The sequence below is a fragment of the Micromonospora hortensis genome (assembly GCF_022230935.1).
In the GTDB taxonomy this organism is placed as follows: domain Bacteria; phylum Actinomycetota; class Actinomycetes; order Mycobacteriales; family Micromonosporaceae; genus Micromonospora; species Micromonospora hortensis.
In genome coordinates this window covers 1-16427 of record NZ_JAKKFE010000046.1, presented here as the reverse complement: position 1 = coordinate 16427, position 16427 = coordinate 1, and the positions used below count along the sequence as shown (strand labels likewise).

The window sequence follows — 16427 nt, the reverse complement described above, 5'->3', positions numbered from 1 at the left end:
CTGATGATCCGGCCGCGTGGGGAGGGCGGAGGGTCAGCGGTGAGCACAGTGGACGCACCCTCCCAAGCACGCGCCCCACTCTTCTTCATCAGCTATTCGCGGGCGCCGGTCGGCCGGGCCACCGGCAAACCCGCCGAGTACGTCTCCCGTTTCTTCGAGGACCTCTCCGTCCACGTCAGCGAACTGGTCGGCCCGGTGACCGGAGTGGACGCCGGCTTCCTGGACAGCTCCATCGCCGGCGGTGAACGCTGGAGCCCGGAGCTTCTCCAGGCCGCCGGCACCTGCCAGGTCTTCGTTCCGCTGGTCTCCAGCGCGCTGCTCGGCAGCGACTGGTGCGGCCGGGAGTGGGACGCGTTCTCCCGCCGACGGATCACCCCGCGACACCGCTCGGCCTCGATCCACGAGACAGCGATCGTGCCGGTCACCTGGTCGCCGACGAACGGCACGGCACTGCCTCGGGTGCTCCGCGACATCCAGCGCTTCACCCCGACCGCGATGCCGGATCCCGACATCGCGGTGCACTACCAGCGGGACGGGGTCTACGGCTTGCTGACCATGCAGTGGGAGAACGCGTACCGGGCGGTGGTCTGGCGGCTCGCGCAACGCATCGTGGCCATCCACCGGTCGTACCTGGTCGAACCCTGGGTGCCGGCGAGCGTGGACGAGCTGTGCAACCGGTTCGCCGAGGAGTCGGAGTGAGCCCCCCGACGGCCCGACGCCGACCGGGGGCCCGCGGGACGTACTTCTTCCTGAGCTACGCACACTCGGCGCCGCCGCCGGGCGCCCGGGCCGACGCCGACGTCTGGGTCGGCCAGTTCTTCGCTGACCTGACCGACGAGGTGCGGCGTCAGGCGCGACCGGTCGCCGGGATGCGGATCGGCTTCTTCGACCAGCACATCCCGTTGGGCGCCGACTGGAAGGCCGCCCTCGCCGAGGCGCTCGGTGACGCTGAGGTCTTCGTCCCGCTCTATTCGCCCGGCTACTTCAGCCGCCCCTGGGCGCTGGGGGAGCAGGAGTCCTTCCGGGCCCGGCTGGCCGCCGCCGGGTCGACCCGGATCACCGCCGGCCATCTCACACCGGTGCTGTGGATCCCGTTCCCCCCGTGGGAGGCCCACCCGGAGCTGGACGGCGCCCTGGACCTGGGCCGGGACGTCCCGGAGTACGCAGCGGACGGCCTGCGCGCGTTCTGCATGCTGGCCTCCTACCGGGCCCAGTACGAGCTGATGCTGAGCCGCCTGGCGAGCCGGATCGTGCACACCGCCGAGCGGCGTCCGATGGGCCCGTCCCGGGCGCCCGGCCTGGACGAGGTGGTCCGTCCGGCGCCGACCGACCCGGACTTCGTCGTCGCCGTCCTGGCCCCGACCCGGGACCGGCTGCCGAGCGATCGCGACCCCGCCGGCTACGCGGCCAGCGGCCGGCTCTGGCGGCCGTACGGGCGCAGCCAGCAACTACCCGCCGCCGAGTACGCGGTCAGCACCGCCGAGCGGCTCGGGCTGTCGGCCCGTACCGAGGACTTCGCGCAGGCCTCCGCGTTGCTCGATCGGCGGCCGGCCGTGCTGTTGGTCGACCCGTGGATCGCGGCGGCGCCGGACGCGGCCGGCGTTCTCGCCCGGATGCTGCACGGCCTGCGGGAGTGGGTCGTTCCGCTGGTGGTCACCGACGACGACGACAGTCAGGACGCCACCCGCTGGGCCACCGAGGTGACGCAGCTGTTGCACGACGCCGGCCTGCCCCAGGTGAAGCGGGCGTGCAACATGCCCGAGTTCGTCGACCTGATGCCCGCGCTGGTCACCGAGGCGCGCCGTCAGTTCCTCAAGTACGGCCCGGTCGTCCCCTTCGAACCACCGCCGGAGCCGGTGCCGAGCCTGCGCGATGGCCTGCCCGCCGCCGGCTCGACCGACCCGGCGTCCCCGCCTGATGATCCGGCCCCACCGCGTCCCCACGGAGAAAACCGATGAACAACGATCGCGAAGGCCAGGTCGTCACCTTCTACTCGTTCAAGGGTGGAACGGGCCGAACGATGGCGCTGGCCAACGTGGCCTGGATCCTGGCGGCCAGCGGCCGGCGTGTGCTCGTCGCCGACTGGGACCTCGAGTCGCCCGGTCTGCACCGCTTCTTCCACCCGTTCCTCGACGCCGAGGCGATCCAGGGCACCAGCGGTGTGATCGACATGATTCGCGACTACGAGTGGGAGACCACCCGGGTCAACGACCGGCCGGACCGCTGGATGGAGCAGTATGCCCGGGTCGGGCGGCACGCGTTCTCGCTGCGCTGGAACTTCCCCGACGGCGGCGGCCTCGACTTCCTCTCCGCCGGCCGGCAGAACAGCGACTACGCCGTCTCGGTGAGCGGGCTGGACTGGGACAACTTCTACAACCGGCTGGGCGGCGCGCAGTTCTTCGAGGCGCTGCGGGCGGACATGAAGCGCCAGTACGACTTCACCCTGATCGACAGCCGGACGGGGTTGAGCGACGTCGCCGACATCTGCACCCTGCACCTACCGGACACCCTGGTCGACTGTTTCACCCTCAGCGACCAGGGCATCGACGGCGCGGCCCGGGTGGCGCACTCGGTACGGGACCGGTACCGGCGGCGCGACATCCGGGTCCTGCCGGTGCCGATGCGTGTCGACCAGGCCGAGAAGGAGCGGGCCGAGGCGGGTCGCCTGTTGGCCATGCGCCGGTTCGCCGGGTTGCCGGCCGGCATGACCGAGGCGGAACGGCGGCGTTACTGGGCCGCCGTGGAGGTCCCGTACCGGCCGTTCTACGCGTACGAGGAGACCCTCGCGACGTTCGGCGACCCGCCGGGCTCACCGACGTCGCTGCTGGCCGCGTTCGAGACGTTGACCGGGATCCTCACCGACGGCGCGGTGACCGCGCTGCCGGTGATGGACGAGTCGGTGCGGGAGCGGGGCAAGGCCCGGTTCCGCCGACGCACCGAGGCGATCGACGACCAGATCGTGCTCCGGTATGCGCCGGAGGACGCCATCTGGGCCGAGTGGCTGGAGCGGGTGCTCAGCTCGGCCGGGCTGCGGGTGGTGGAGCCCACGGCCGCCGTCGGGTCAGCCGGTACGCCGGCCCCGCGCACGCTCACAGTGGTCTCGCCGGCCTACGTGGCGACCCCGTCCGGTGGCCTGCCCGACCGGGACACGAGCACCGGCTCCACGGCCCTGGCCGTGTATGTCGCCGACCTGCGCCCGCTGGCCGAGTTCCCGTCCCAGAGCTCCACCAACCTGGTCAACGTGAGCGCCGCGACCGCCGTGGAGCGGGTGTTGCGGCTGGTCGGCCGACCGGTGCCGTCGTCGGCGGACGGCCCAGCGGGTGGGAGTGCCCGTTACCCCGGCACCGAGCCGTTGATCTTCAACGCTCCCAACCGAAACGCCCGGTTCACCGGCCGGGAGGACGACCTGGCGCGGCTGCGCGCGCAGTTGCAGAGCGGGGGCAGCGCGGTGGTGCTGCCGGTCGCCCTGCAGGGTATGGGCGGCGTCGGTAAGACGCAGGTGGCTTTGGAATACGTGCACCGGTTCAAGGCCGGGTACGACGTGGTCTGGTGGATCGTGGCGGACCCGCCGCAGTTCGTCGACACGGCCCTCGCCGACCTCGCCGGTCGCCTCGGCATCCTCGGCGGGCCGACCCTGCCCGACACGGTCCGGTCGGTGCTCCAGGTGCTCGGCCGTGGTGAGCCGTACGAGCGGTGGCTCGTCGTCTTGGACAACGCCGAAGAACTCGACCAGATCGAGCCCTTCCTGCCGCAGGGCCCCGGGCACGTCCTGCTGACCTCCCGCAACCGCGCCTGGGGCGACCGGGCGAACCCGATCCAGGTGGACGTCTTCGACCGCACCGAGAGTGTGGCGCACCTCGCCCAGCGGGTGCCCACGATCAGCGCCGAGGAGGCCGACCGGGTGGCCGAGGCGCTCGGCGACCTTCCGATCGCGGTGGCCGCGGCGGGCGCCTGGCTCGCCGACACCGGCACGTCGGTCGCCGACTACCTGCGGCAGATCGAGCGGCACGGCCCCAGCGCCCTCTCCGTGGAGGCGACCTGGGACCTGTCACTGAACCGGCTGCTGGAGCAGGCGCCGGCCGCCTACCGGCTGTTGCAGCTCTGTTCGGTGCTGGCCCCGGAGATCGCCCTCGAACTCATCTACAGCGACGAGATGGCGGCGGCCCTCGTGCCGTTCGACCCGTCGGTTTCCGAGCGGCTGGTGCGCGGCGCCCTGGTCCAGCAGATCAACCGCCTGGCACTGCTCAAACTCGATGTCCAGGGCGGTCGGGTCCAGGTGCACCGGCTGTTGCAGGCGGTGGTCCGCGACCGGATGACCGACGACGAGATCACCGCCGCCCGACACCAGGTGCACCTGGTGCTGGCCGCGTCCCGGCCCCGAGGCGACGTGGACGACCCGACCACCTGGGCCCGGCTGCGCATGCTCTGGCCGCACCTGGAGGTCTCCGAGGCGCTGACCTGCCCGGACGAGCCGGTGTGTCAGCTACTGATCGACCGGGTCCGCTATCTGTGGCAGCGCGGTGGTCTGGACCAGGCCGACACGTTCAGCCAGGAGGTGGACGACACCTGGAGCGCCCGGCTCGGGGACACGCACGACGAGGTCGAGGCGTCGGCCCTGGGCCGCCAACTGCTGCACCTGCGGTTCAACCGGGCGAACATCCTGCGCAGTCTGGGCCGGTTCAACGAGGCACGGGACCTGGACGAGGCGGTGCTGGCCGAGCAACGCCGCCTGCTGGGTCCGCTGCACCCGCACAGTCTGATGACCGCCGGCAGCCTCGGCGGTGACCTGCGGGCGCTCGGCCGCTACGCCGAGGCCCTGGAACGGGACCGGTCCACCTACGCCTCCTGGCTCCAGGTGTTCGGCGAGGACCACCCTCGGACGTTGAGCGCGGCCAACAACCTCGCCGTCTCGTACCGGCTGGTCGGCGACTACCGGTCGGCCCGTCGGTGGGACGACGAGGTGCACCAGCGGCGGCGGCTGGTTCTCGGCCCCACGCACCCCTACACACTCGTCTCCGCCGTGCGGCTCGGCAGCGACCTGCGGGAAGCTGGCGAGTACGAAAGGTCTGCCACCCTGCTGCGCACCGTGTACGACACGTACTGCGAGGTGCTCGGGCCGGATGACGGCCAGAGTCTCGCCGCCCAGGTCAACCTGGCGGTGTCCCTGCGCAGCTCCGGTCGGGGCAGCGAGGCCGCGCCGATGTTCGAGACGGCCTACCGCGAACTCGACGAACGCTTCGGGGCGGACAACCCGGACACGGTGGCGTGCCGGTCGAGTCGTGCGGCGAACCTGTTGGCCGTCGGCGACGCGGCTCGGGCGCTGACCGAGATGAACGCCGTGCGGGTGGCGTTCGAGGAGCAGCTCCGGCTCGGCCCGGAACACCCGCACGCCCTGGCGACGGTGAGTAACATCTCGGCGGCGGAGCGCGCGCTCGGGCGCAGGTCGGACGCGCTCGCGTCGGCGTCCCGGGCGGTCGGCGAGTTGCGCAAGGTGCTCGGGCCGGACCACCCGCACACCCTCGCGGCGGAGGTCAACCAGGCGGTGTGTCTCGCCGAGGAGGGTGACTGGGAGTCGGCGCGGGACCGCCTGCGGGAAACCGCCGGCCGACTGGCCGCGGTGATCGGTGCGGAACACCCCGACACGCTGCGCTGCCTCGGCGATCTCGCCCTGGTGGCGAGGCGGGCCGGCGACGGCCCGGCCACCGAAGACGTCGGCGCCGTGGCGGACCGGCTGGCCGAGGTGATCGGTCTGGAACATCCCACAGTGCAGACCCTGCGCGAACGGCGGTTCGTGGTCCGGGTGATCGACCCACACACCATCTGAGCGGGGCGTTCGGCGGGCGGCCGGCTGTCCGGGCCGACCCGCCGGCCCGGCCGGGCCGGGCGCTCAGAGCCGCGGGCTGGTCGCGAGGTCCGGCGTGGCCAGCCAGGTCAGGGTCTGCGGCAGGATCTCCACCGCCCCGAAGTGCGCGGCGCCGGGCTGCACCTGCACCTCGGCGCGCGAGATCCGCGAGGCGAGCCAGTGTGAGTGCTCCACCGGGGAGAAGCGGTCCTGTTCGCCGTGCCAGAGCCGGACCTCCGCGCGGATGGCGCCCAGGTCGAACCCCCAGCCGCGCCGGATCGCCAGCACGTCGTCGATCCAACCCTCGGGGCCGTGTCGTAGCGCCTCGGAGTACATGTCGGTCAGCAGTCGGCGGATCGCGATGTCGTCGACGACCCGGATGTCCTCGTCGGGCAGTTGGGGGCGGAGGAAGTCCAGAAGCGTCATCGGGTCCCGGCGGGCCTCGTCCGCACGAACTTTCAGATTGAGCGTGAGTTCGGCGAGGTCCTCGTCGGCCTGCCCGTAGTCCTCCACGTTCGATTCCGCCATGCCCGCGTACCAGTCCAGGTCGGGTGCGCCGGCCGGGGCGAGCCCCACCAGCACGGCGGCCCTGGTGACCCGGTCCGGCAGCAGCGCGGCGCAGGCCAGGGCGTGGGGCCCGCCACCGGATCGGCCCACCACCGCGAACCTGTCGATGCCGAGGTCGTCGGCGATCGCCGCCACGTCGGCGGCGGCGTCGGCCACCCGCCGGCCCTCGTGCCGGTCGGAGTCGCCGTACCCGGGTCGGTCGTAGCAGACGAGGTGCACGCCGAGGCGGTAGACGACGATGCCCCGGGGGCGAGGGCCGCTGCGGCTGCCCGGGGTGCCGTGCAGCAGGAAGACCGCCGGCCCGTCCGGCGCTCCCGAGGTCTCCACCGCGAGGCGCCGCCCGTCCGGGGTCGTGACGGTGCGCTGTGTCGCATCTTGTCGCGTCACGGTTGGCCTCCCGCGGGTCGTCATGTGCTCCCCCGTGAACGGAGCCGGCGCATCGTCGGCACCGAGTGCAAAGCCCCCGAAATCGCCCAGAACACATCCTTGTTGTGCAGCGTACTGCCCGTCGTGGATGCCCGCCATGGGCCAGCGGGTCAATGCCGGTGGGTTGGGCCACCCGAACGGGCCGCTACCCTGGTAGCCCGAGGGGAAGGGGCACCAAGAGGGTGGCTAGGACCTACAACGTCGTGACGTACGGCTGCCAGATGAACGTGCACGATTCTGAGCGGATCTCCGGCCTGCTCGAACAGGCCGGCTACGTGCGCGCGGTGCCGACCGACGACACCCCGGACATCGTCGTCTTCAACACCTGCGCGGTGCGAGAGAACGCGGACAACCGGCTCTACGGCAACCTCGGTCGTCTGCGCCCGGTGAAGGACAAGCATCCCGGGATGCAGATCGCGGTCGGCGGCTGCCTCGCTCAGAAGGATCGGGGCGACATCGTCCGCAAGGCCCCCTGGGTGGACGTGGTCTTCGGCACCCACAACATCGGCGCGTTGCCGGTGCTGTTGGAGCGGGCCCGGCACAACGCCGCCGCCGAGGTGGAGATCCTGGAGTCGCTCGACGTCTTCCCGTCCACGCTGCCCACCCGCCGCGAGTCCACGTACGCCGGCTGGGTGTCGATCTCGGTGGGGTGCAACAACACCTGCACGTTCTGCATCGTGCCGGCGCTGCGCGGCAAGGAGAAGGACCGGCGCCCCGGCGACATCCTCTCCGAGGTGCGCGCCCTGGTCGACGAGGGCGTGCTGGAGGTGACCCTGCTCGGGCAGAACGTCAACTCGTACGGCGTGGAGTTCGGTGACCGGTTCGCGTTCGGCAAGCTGCTGCGGGCCTGCGGCGACATCGACGGGTTGGAGCGCGTGCGCTTCACCAGCCCGCACCCGAAGGACTTCACCGACGACGTGATCGCCGCCATGGCCGAGACGCCGAACGTCTGCCACTCGCTGCACATGCCGTTGCAGTCCGGCTCCGACGACGTGCTCCGGGCGATGCGCCGGTCCTACCGCTCCGAGCGCTACCTGGGGATCATCGAGAAGGTCCGCGCGGCGATGCCGGACGCGGCGATCACCACCGACATCATCGTCGGCTTCCCCGGTGAGACCGAGGCCGACTTCCAGCGCACCCTGGACGTGGTCCGGGAGGCCCGGTTCTCCTCGGCCTTCACCTTCCAGTACTCGAAGCGGCCCGGCACCCCCGCCGCGACAATGGACGATCAGCTGCCCAAGCAGGTCGTGCAGGAACGCTACGAGCGGTTGATCGCCTGCGTCGAGGACATCACCTGGGCGGAGAACAAGCGCCTCGTCGGTGAGACCGTCGAGGTGCTGGTCGCCGTCGGTGAGGGCCGCAAGGACGAGCGGACCGGCCGGATGTCCGGTCGGGCGCGCGACGGTCGACTGGTGCACTTCGCGACCGAGACCGCCGACGGGGAGTCCCTCGCCGGTCAGATCCGGCCGGGCGACATCGTGCACACCACTGTCACGTACGCCGCCCCGCACCACCTGAACGCCGACGGACCGCCGGTGGCGCACCGTCGCACCCGGGCCGGCGACGCGGCCGAGGCGGGTCGCTCCCCGCGTACCCCAGGGGTGTTGCTCGGTCTGCCGACGATCGGCGCACCGCCGGTCGTGGCCGCCCCCGCCGCTGGCTGCGCCACCCACTGACCGCACGGAAGGGCCCCTGGACGAGGGGCCCTTCCGTGAAGGGTCGAGTCAGACGGTGATCCGGCCGGCGCCGGCGCCCGCCGTCACGATGGACTTGACGTTGCTCGCGGTGTCCAGCTGGTAGGAGTACGGGATGCTGGCCACGCTGCCGCCGGCCTGGCCGGTGGGCGAGTTGACGAAGTGGTTGTTGCGGGCGACCAGGTTGCCGGGCCCCGAGTCTCCCTCGCCACGGTGGTACGGGTCGTCGACGTTCTCGAAGTAGTTGCCCTCGACGAGCACCCCGGCGTTCTCCGTGGACGCCACGCCGTAGCCGCCGTTGGCCCGGTAGTAGTTGTTGTACACGTGCACCGGGTTGCCGAAGCGCACCCGGGGGTTGCGCTGGTTGCTGCCGTCGAACCAGTTGTGGTGGTAGCTCACCCGCAGGTGACCGACGTCCTGGCTGGCGTTGTCGTCGCTGTGGCCGAGCAGCATTGTCTTGTCGTGGCTGAAGACCCGGTTCCACGAGACGGTGACGAAGTCCGAGCCGCGCTTGATGTCGACGGCCCCGTCGTACCCGTTGCTGAAGCTGTTGTGGTCGATCCAGATGTTGGTGGCCGACTCCTGCACATTGATCGCGTCGTCGTTCCAGCTGCGGAAGGTCAGGTTGCGGATGATCACGTTGCGGTCACCGCTGACGTTGAGCCCGCAGCCGGCGATGGTCGCGCCGTAGTTGCCGAGGATGGTCTTGTTGGACCGGACCCGCAGCATGCCCGAGCAGGTGATCGTTCCGGACACCCGGATCACCGCGGCGCCTGTCGCGTTCAGTGCGCTGGTCAGGGCCGAGGCGGTGGTGACGGTGGTGGTGGCGGCGTTGCCGCCACCGGTGGTGCCGCCGTTCTGGGTGGCCCAGCCGACAAGTGTCGAGGGCGGCTGCGTGCTGGGCGGGGGAGTGCTCGACGGTGGCGGGTCGGTCGGCGGTGGGGTGGTCGGTGTGGTGCTGCCGGTGCAGGCGACGTCGTTCAGGCTGAAGCTGCTCGGAGCCGGGTTGCTGGAGCTGTTCCAGCTCGCGTTGAAGCCGAACGTGGCGCTGGCGTTTGTCGCCAGGTTGCCGTTGTAGTCGACGTTTGTCGCGGAGACCTGGCTGCCGCTCTGCGAGGCGGTGGCGCCCCACGCCTGGCTGACCTGCTGACCGGCCCCGTACGACCAGCGCAGTGTCCACCCGGAGACCGGGTCGCCGAGGTTGGTGACAGTGACGTTGCCGGTGAACCCGCCCGGCCACTGGCTGGCGACCGAGTAGGCCACCTGGCAGCCGGCGGCCGCCTGGGCGGACACGGAGGTCAACAGCGCAGCGCTGACCAGGGTGGCGGTGGCTGCGGCAGTGGTGGCGATCAGCGTCATTCGACGCCGTCCTGTGCGCATGCTGCTTCCTTTCGAGAAGGCGGACGGAGGTGTCGCGACGCCCATGCCCGTGGGCGGCGAGTCTCGGCCGGGACCAGTGGTCCTCGGGCCCGCCAGTGCAGGTTCGTGAAGGAAAGCGGCTCCCGCGCTCGCGCCCGCCAACGAAGAGGCAAGCGCTTTCCCGATAAGAACATAGAAGTATCTGAATGTAAATGGCCGGGACGGCCGGTGCGCTGCTGCCGGGACGGCCGGTGCGCTGCGCACCGGCCGTCCCGGTGGATCAGCAGCCGGTGCCGCTGAGTTTCACGGTGCCCGGCGCGCTGGCCGTGCCGTTGGCGGTGAAGCCCACCGTCACCGACCCGCCCGCCGGCAGGGACGGGGCATGGCTCGGAGCCGCCGCGGTGACCGTCGTACCGGACTGCGTGACGGTGGCGTTCCAGCCACTGCCCAACGTCACCCCGGAGGGCCAACTCCAGGCGACCGACCACGGGTTCACAGCGCCCGAGCCGGTGTTCTTCACTGTCAACTCGCCCTGGAAGCCGCCCTGCCAGGCGTTGACCTGCCGGTAGGTGGCCGTGCAGGCGCCGGTCGGTGGGTCCGTCGGCGGATCCGTCGGCGGATCCGTCGGCTCACCGGTGCCGCCACCGGACGGCGCGATCAGGTACGGCTGGAGGATCGCCTGCTTGGCGGTGTTGACGTTCGTCCAGTCGTCGAGCGCGATCCCGCCGGTGTCACCCGAGTTGGGATTCCACGACCAGTAGGTGAAGGACATCCCGGTCACCCCGGTCCCGGTGTACGCCATCAGCTTCTCCAGCCACACCTTGTCCTTCGGGTCGACCAGTGTGCTGCCGAACTCACCCATCATGATCGGGGCGATGTTCTGCTTGTAGAGGTAACCGAAGTACTTGTCCCAGATGGCCGGCATGTTCGCCGGGTAGTCCGGGGCGTCGAACCAGGTCTGCCGGTACACCGAGGTGGCGTACTCGTGCGGCGAGTAGACCAACCGGTTCGCCACGCTCAGCCGGACCGGGAACTGACCCGCCTTCGACAGGTTGCCGCCCCACCAACCGCAGTCCTCGTCGTTGCTGGTGTCGCCGTCCCAGACGTTGGAGAGGCCACCGCTCGGGCAGCTCACCCCCTCCACGAAGATCAACCAGTTGGGCTGGACGCCGAGGATGGCGTTCCCGGCCCGTTCGGCGGCGAGCCGCCAGTCCCGGGTGGTGTCGCCACAGCCCCAGCACGCGCCGGTGGCCGCCGGGTTGGTGCCCTCCGCGTGCGGCTCGTTGTGCAGGTCGGCGCCGATCACCGTCGGGTTGCCCGCGTACCGCTGGGCGAGCATCTTCCAGTCGTTGATCCAGGTCGCCTCGGAAACCGTCGACGTGTACCAGAGTGGCGACTGCCCGGCCGCCGTCGGCCGGTGCCGGTCCAGGATGATCCGCATGCCCTTGCTGCCGGCGTAGTCGATCACCTTGTCCAGGATCTGCAACGGCGACAACCCGATCAGGTCCGGGTTGACGAAGTCGTTGATCCCACTGGCGGTCGCACCCGGCTTCAGCGCGTCGTTCGAGTACGGCACCCGCAACGTGTTGTAACCCAGCCGGGCCATCGTGTCGAGCTGTCCCCGCCACGGGTTGTTCGACCACAGCCCGTGGAAGGTCTTGTTGTCGGTCTCCATGCCGAACCAGTTGATGCCGGTCAACCGGACCGTCGTACCGGTGCTGTCCACGATCTGGTTGCCACTGGTACGCAGATAACCCGTACCGGTGCCGGCGGCGACGGCCGGGCTGGTGCTGACGGCGGCGGCGAGGAACACGCCGGCCGCGACGGTGACGAGCGCGGTGAGCGCGCCGCCGAGAGCTTGAGGACGGAACAATTCGAGCTCCACTTCGGAGGTCCGACGCCGTCCAGGAACGACGCCGGCGGGCGGCCGTCGGCACGTCGCGGTCCCCCAAGGGGTACGCGGACAGCACACGACGGCCCATGTCACGCGGACGTGGTCACTCGCGGAAGCTCACCGGCGGCCCTCGACGGCGGATGTTCCGCCTTCGTCGCCCTCGCGCCGGTGGCCCTACCTGGCTCCGTCGCTCATTCTGATCAGCCCACGTCAATGCGTCAACCTGCCCGCTCACACCGCCCGCCCGTACCGCCCGGCCTGGCGTGGTGTGGAGTGGCGCTGCCCGCGCCGCGCGTCCGTTCCCAACGCGCTCCCCCGCACATGATCGTGCTCCAACCTGGATGTAGTGGTTTCCCGGCACCAGGTGGCCACTACATCCTGGATCGAGCATGACCTTGGTGGGCGCGGATGCGCCGAACCCGGCTCCCGATCCCCCAGCACCCCCTGCTGGTCGTCGAGAGCCGCCCACCATCAGGGGCGGACACGCGGGAGCCCCCGGTCCCGCTGGGGGACCGGGGGCTCCGGACGTCGTCAGCTCAGCCGGCCTGCTCGGCGAGTTGGAGGAACTGCCGCTTGGAGGCGAGGGCCTGCTCAGCCTCCTTGATCCGGCGTGCGTCCCCGGCGCTCTGCGCCCGGGCCAGCCGGTCCTCGGCCTCCGCCACCTGCGCCCGCATCTGGGCGAGCAGCGGGTTGTCCTCCTTGGTGGTGCGGCGCCACGCCGAGTCCATCACGTCACGGACCTTGTCGTCGATGACGCGCAGTCGGCGCTCCAGCCCGGCGGCTGCCTCGCGGGGCACCCGGCCGGCCTCGTGCCACTGGGCCTGGATCTCCCGCAGCTTGGCCTGGGCGCCCTTCGGGTCGGCGTCGATGTCCAACGCCTCGGCCTCGGCGATCAGGGCCTGCTTGCGCTCCAGGTTGCCGCGCTGCTCGTTGTCCCGTGCGGAGAAGACCTCGCTGCGCCGGCTGAAGAAGGCGTCCTGCGCACCCCGGAACCGTTCCCAGAGCTTCTGCTCGGCCTCCTTGGAGGCGCGCGGAGCGGCCTTCCACTGGGTCATCAGGTCCTTGAGCTGGTTGGCGGTGGCGGCCCAGTCGGTGGAGTCGGAGAGCTTCTCCGCTTCGGCGACCAACTCCTCCTTGGCGGTCTGGGCCTGCTTGCGCTGCGAGTCCAGGGACGCGAAGTGGGCGCCGCGGCGGCGGGTGAAGCCGTCCCGGGCGGCGGCGAACCGCTTCCACAGCTCACCGTCGGCCTTCTTGTCGACCCCGCGGATGGTCTTCCACTCGTCGAGGATCTCCTTGAGCCGGTCCCCGGCGGTCTTCCACCCGGTGGATTCGGCGGCCAGCTTCTCGGCCTCCTCGACCAGCGCGGTCTTGCGGGCCAGGGCCTCGCCGCGAGCGGCGTCCCGGGCGGCGCGCGCCTCGCCGGCCTTCTCCTCGGCGAGGGTCGCCAGCTTGTCCAGGCGGGTGGCCAGCGCGTCGATGTCGCCGACCACGTTGGCCTCGGGCAGCGTGGCACGGATCCGCCGGATCGTGCTCAAGGAGTGCCCGGCGTCCGCCGCACCCGACTTGAGTCGCGCCTCGGTCAGGTCCACCTCGGTCACCAGGTCGGCGAAGCGACGGGCGAAGTGTGCCAGGCCCTCCTCCGGTGCTCCCGCCTGCCAGGATCCGACCACCCGCTCTCCCTCGGTGGTCTTGACGTACACGGTGCCGTCCGCGTCCACCCGTCCGAAGGCAGTCCAGTCGCTCATGTACCCATCCTCGTTCTCCCGGCGTCGAGGGATCGATCCCCCGTCGCCGCCACGGCGCAGCCAAGTTGCTTCCGGCATTGTCACAGGTCCGACCCGGTCCGCGTCGAGCGCCTATCGCCGACCGTGACCATACGGTGTCCTAGGGGCCGAATGACCGGATCGGCGCGGAGACGCACCGGGGATTCCCGCTACGGTGGACGGGTGCCACTGGTCGCTGCCGCCGTCTGCCCGCATCCGCCCCTGCTCGTGCCCGAGGTGGCCGGCTCCGCAGCCCCGGAGTTGGACGGTCTGCGGGCGGCCTGCGACACCGCCGTACGCCGGCTGTTGGCCGCCGATCCGGACATTGTGGTGCTGGTGGGCACCGGCCCGGTGACCGGCCCGATCCGCACCCCGGCGACCGGTTCTCTCCAGCCCTGGGGTGTCGACCTGGACGTGCCGTTGGTGCCAGGCCTTCCGGACCGGGGCGCGGTGCTGCCGTTGAGCCTGACCATCGGCGCGTGGTTGCTGGCCCGTCACGACACCCGACCGCCGGTGACGGCAGTGCAGGTGGCCGCCGACGCCGGCCCGGCCGAGCTGGCCGCGCTCGCCGACGAGGTCGGCGCCGCCGGTGACCGGGTGGCGTCGCTGGTGCTCGGGGACGGGTCGGCCTGCCGGGGAGAGAAAGCACCCGGGTACGACGACGCGCGCGCCCTCCCGTACGACCAGAGTGTCGCCGCGGCGCTGGCCGACGCGGACCTGGACGCCCTGCTCGGCCTCGACCCGGTGGTGTCGACGGAGCTGAAGGCCGCCGGTCGCGCCCCCTGGCAGGTGCTCGCCGGCGCGGCCCGCGCGGCTGGCGGTGGGTGGCGTGGCGAGTTGCTGCACGACTCCGCTCCCTACGGGGTGGCCTACTTCGTGGCGTCCTGGGAGCGGGTGTGACGGGCACGGTTGTCGCTGTGGTCGGCCCGACCGCGGCTGGCAAGTCCGCGCTGAGCATCGCGTTGGCGCACGCCTTGGACGGCGAGGTGGTCAATGCGGACTCGATGCAGCTCTACCGGGGCATGGACATCGGCACCGCGAAGCTGACCCTCGCCGAGCGGGACGGGGTGCCGCATCACCTGCTGGACGTCTGGGACGTCACCGAGCCGGCGAGCGTCGCGGAGTACCAGCGACTGGCCCGCGCGGCGGTGGACGACATCCTGTCCCGAGGGCGGGTGCCGTTGCTGGTCGGTGGCTCCGGGCTGTACGTACGGGCGGTGCTGGAGCGCTTCGAGTTCCCCGGCACGGACGCGGCGCTGCGGGACCGGCTGGAACGGGAGTTGGCCGAGGTCGGCCCCGCCCCGCTGTACGCGCGGCTGCGCGCCGCCGACCCGGTCGCCGCCGAGGGCATCCTGCCTGGCAACGGTCGGCGGATCGTGCGGGCGCTGGAGGTGATCGAGCTCACCGGCGCGCCGTTCGCCGCCTCGCTGCCGCAGCCCACGCCGTACTACCCGTCGGTGCAGCTCGGCGTCGACCTGGACACCGGCCTGCTCGACGAGCGGATCGCCCTGCGGGTCGACCGGATGTGGGCCGACGGCCTGGTGCCGGAGACCCGTGAGCTGGTCGGGCGCGGGCTGGCCGGGGGGCGGACGGCGAGTCGGGCGCTCGGCTACCAGCAGGTGCTGCGCCTGCTCGCCGGTGAGCTGACCGAGGCGCAGGCGCACGAGGAGACGGTCCGGGCGACCCGGCGCTTCGTCCGCCGGCAGCGGTCCTGGTTCCGCCGTGACCCGCGGATCCACTGGCTGGACTCGACGACCCCGGACCTGATCGGGGCCGCCCTGCGTCTGGTGCCGGCCGCTGCGCGATGATGGGGGCGTGGAGTTCACCAAGGGCCACGGCACCGGCAACGACTTCGTCCTTCTTCCCGACCCGGACGGTCAGCTCGACCTGACCCCGGAGCTGGTCGCGGCGCTCTGCGACAGGCGTCGGGGCATCGGCGCGGACGGCGTGCTGCGGGTGGTCCGCGCGGCCAAGCATCCGGACGGCGCGGGTCTGGCCGGCGAGGCCGAGTGGTTCATGGACTACTGGAACGCCGACGGCTCGTTCGCCGAGATGTGTGGCAACGGCGCCCGGGTCTTCGTGCGCTACCTGCTCGACACCGGGTTGGCCACGCCGGCCGGCGCGGCGCTGCCGGTGGCGACCCGGGCCGGCGTCGTGCGTGCGCTGGTCGAGGGCGACGTCGTGTCCGTCGAGATGCGCCGACCCCAGGTGTACGACAGTTCCGCCGCCACCCTCGGCGGGCTGACCCTGGCCGGTGCGGTCGTGGACGTGGGCAACCCGCATCTGGTCTGCGTGTTGCCGGCCGGCGTGGAGCTGTCGGCGCTGGACCTGACCGTCGCGCCCGGGTTCGACCCGGCGGTCTTCCCGAGTGGGGTGAACGTGGAGTTCATCGTGGCGGGTGACCCGGTCGACGGCAGCGACGAGCACAGCCTGATGCGGGTGTACGAGCGCGGTAGCGCCGAGACCCTGTCCTGCGGCACCGGTGCCTGCGCGGTGGGTGCCGTGGCGCTGCGCGACGCCGGGCGAAACACCGGCGTGGTCGCGGTCGACGTGCCCGGAGGCCGCCTCACGGTGACGGTCACCGCCGACTCCTGCTGGCTCTCCGGCCCCGCCGTCCTGGTGGCCACCGGCGAGCTGAACCCAACAGCGCTCCGCCCCTAACAGCCCCCCCCCCCCCCCCCCCCCCCCCCCCCCCCCCCCCCCCCCCCCCTCTTTACCAAAGGGGTTTCGTCAGGTTTCCGCTACTTCCTTACGCAAACCCCTTGTTACACGCGCGGGGCCGGGGGGGGTGGCGGTGGTGGGTGTGGGGGGGGCGGGGCCGGGCCGCCGCTCTGGGGGGGGGGGGGGGGGCGGGGTGGTGGGGGGGTGGAGGGGCCGGGGCG

11 protein-coding genes are annotated in these 16427 nt (G+C 71.7%); 7 read left to right on the top strand and 4 right to left on the bottom strand.

The window, feature by feature from the left end; translation table 11 throughout:
• Positions 1-39 precede the first annotated feature (39 nt).
• The 3 genes from NIE111_RS26870 to fxsT are packed head-to-tail and all read left to right on the top strand — an operon-like array spanning position 40 to position 5824.
• Positions 40-699 carry a TIR-like protein FxsC gene (locus NIE111_RS26870; protein ID WP_210785994.1) on the top strand — a complete coding sequence of 220 codons (660 nt, stop codon included), beginning with the start codon at positions 40-42 and terminating at the stop codon, positions 697-699.
• Positions 696-1958, top strand: a complete 1263-nt coding sequence (locus tag NIE111_RS26865) for a TIR-like protein FxsC (RefSeq protein WP_238687096.1) — start codon at positions 696-698, stop codon at positions 1956-1958. The genes NIE111_RS26870 and NIE111_RS26865 overlap by 4 nt, the downstream gene beginning before the upstream one ends.
• Complete coding sequence (gene fxsT, locus NIE111_RS26860) at positions 1955-5824, top strand: FxSxx-COOH system tetratricopeptide repeat protein (protein ID WP_238687095.1); 3870 nt, start codon at positions 1955-1957, stop codon at positions 5822-5824. Before NIE111_RS26865 ends, fxsT begins: the two co-directional genes overlap by 4 nt.
• 63 nt (positions 5825-5887) lie before the next feature.
• On the opposite strand, the gene NIE111_RS26855 is transcribed toward fxsT, so the two are convergent.
• Positions 5888-6796 (bottom strand): alpha/beta fold hydrolase, encoded by a 909-nt coding sequence (locus NIE111_RS26855; RefSeq protein ID WP_238687094.1) that lies wholly within the window; start codon positions 6794-6796, stop codon positions 5888-5890.
• A gap of 221 nt (positions 6797-7017) precedes the next feature.
• Between NIE111_RS26855 and miaB the strand changes: the two genes are divergently transcribed.
• Positions 7018-8511, top strand: coding sequence for a tRNA (N6-isopentenyl adenosine(37)-C2)-methylthiotransferase MiaB (gene miaB / locus NIE111_RS26850; protein ID WP_308193758.1), 1494 nt, complete (start codon positions 7018-7020; stop codon positions 8509-8511).
• A gap of 48 nt (positions 8512-8559) precedes the next feature.
• Here miaB and NIE111_RS26845 read toward each other — a convergent pair whose 3' ends face one another.
• The 3 genes from NIE111_RS26845 to NIE111_RS26835 form a co-directional block, all read right to left on the bottom strand.
• Positions 8560-9909, bottom strand: a complete 1350-nt coding sequence (locus NIE111_RS26845; protein ID WP_238687093.1) for a pectate lyase family protein — start codon at positions 9907-9909, stop codon at positions 8560-8562.
• 259 nt (positions 9910-10168) lie between these two features.
• Complete coding sequence (locus NIE111_RS26840) at positions 10169-11761, bottom strand: cellulase family glycosylhydrolase (RefSeq protein WP_238687107.1); 1593 nt, start codon at positions 11759-11761, stop codon at positions 10169-10171.
• Positions 11762-12318: 557 nt separating this feature from the next.
• Positions 12319-13527, bottom strand: coding sequence for a DUF349 domain-containing protein (locus NIE111_RS26835; RefSeq protein ID WP_238687092.1), 1209 nt, complete (start codon positions 13525-13527; stop codon positions 12319-12321).
• A gap of 150 nt (positions 13528-13677) precedes the next feature.
• Between NIE111_RS26835 and NIE111_RS26830 the strand changes: the two genes are divergently transcribed.
• The 3 genes from NIE111_RS26830 to dapF are packed head-to-tail and all read left to right on the top strand — an operon-like array spanning position 13678 to position 16206.
• Entirely contained in the window at positions 13678-14445 is a 768-nt protein-coding gene (locus NIE111_RS26830) for a class III extradiol ring-cleavage dioxygenase family protein (RefSeq protein ID WP_238687091.1), read from the top strand.
• A complete protein-coding gene (gene miaA / locus NIE111_RS26825; RefSeq protein WP_372488414.1) occupies positions 14430-15353 on the top strand; it encodes a tRNA (adenosine(37)-N6)-dimethylallyltransferase MiaA in 924 nt (307 codons plus the stop codon). The genes NIE111_RS26830 and miaA overlap by 16 nt, the downstream gene beginning before the upstream one ends.
• A gap of 7 nt (positions 15354-15360) precedes the next feature.
• Positions 15361-16206: a diaminopimelate epimerase gene (gene dapF, locus NIE111_RS26820; RefSeq protein WP_238687089.1), complete on the top strand. Its 846-nt coding sequence runs from the start codon at positions 15361-15363 to the stop codon at positions 16204-16206.
• Positions 16207-16427: the final 221 nt, after the last annotated feature.

Excerpts from the sequence above, each read along its gene's own strand:
- fxsT (WP_238687095.1), top strand. The coding sequence starts at position 1,955 with ATGAACAACGATCGCGAAGGCCAGGTCGTCACCTTCTACTCGTTCAAG.
- NIE111_RS26845 (WP_238687093.1), bottom strand. The coding sequence starts at position 9,909 with ATGCGCACAGGACGGCGTCGAATGACGCTGATCGCCACCACTGCCGCA.
- NIE111_RS26835 (WP_238687092.1), bottom strand. The coding sequence starts at position 13,527 with ATGAGCGACTGGACTGCCTTCGGACGGGTGGACGCGGACGGCACCGTG.
- NIE111_RS26830 (WP_238687091.1), top strand. The coding sequence starts at position 13,678 with ATGACCGGATCGGCGCGGAGACGCACCGGGGATTCCCGCTACGGTGGA.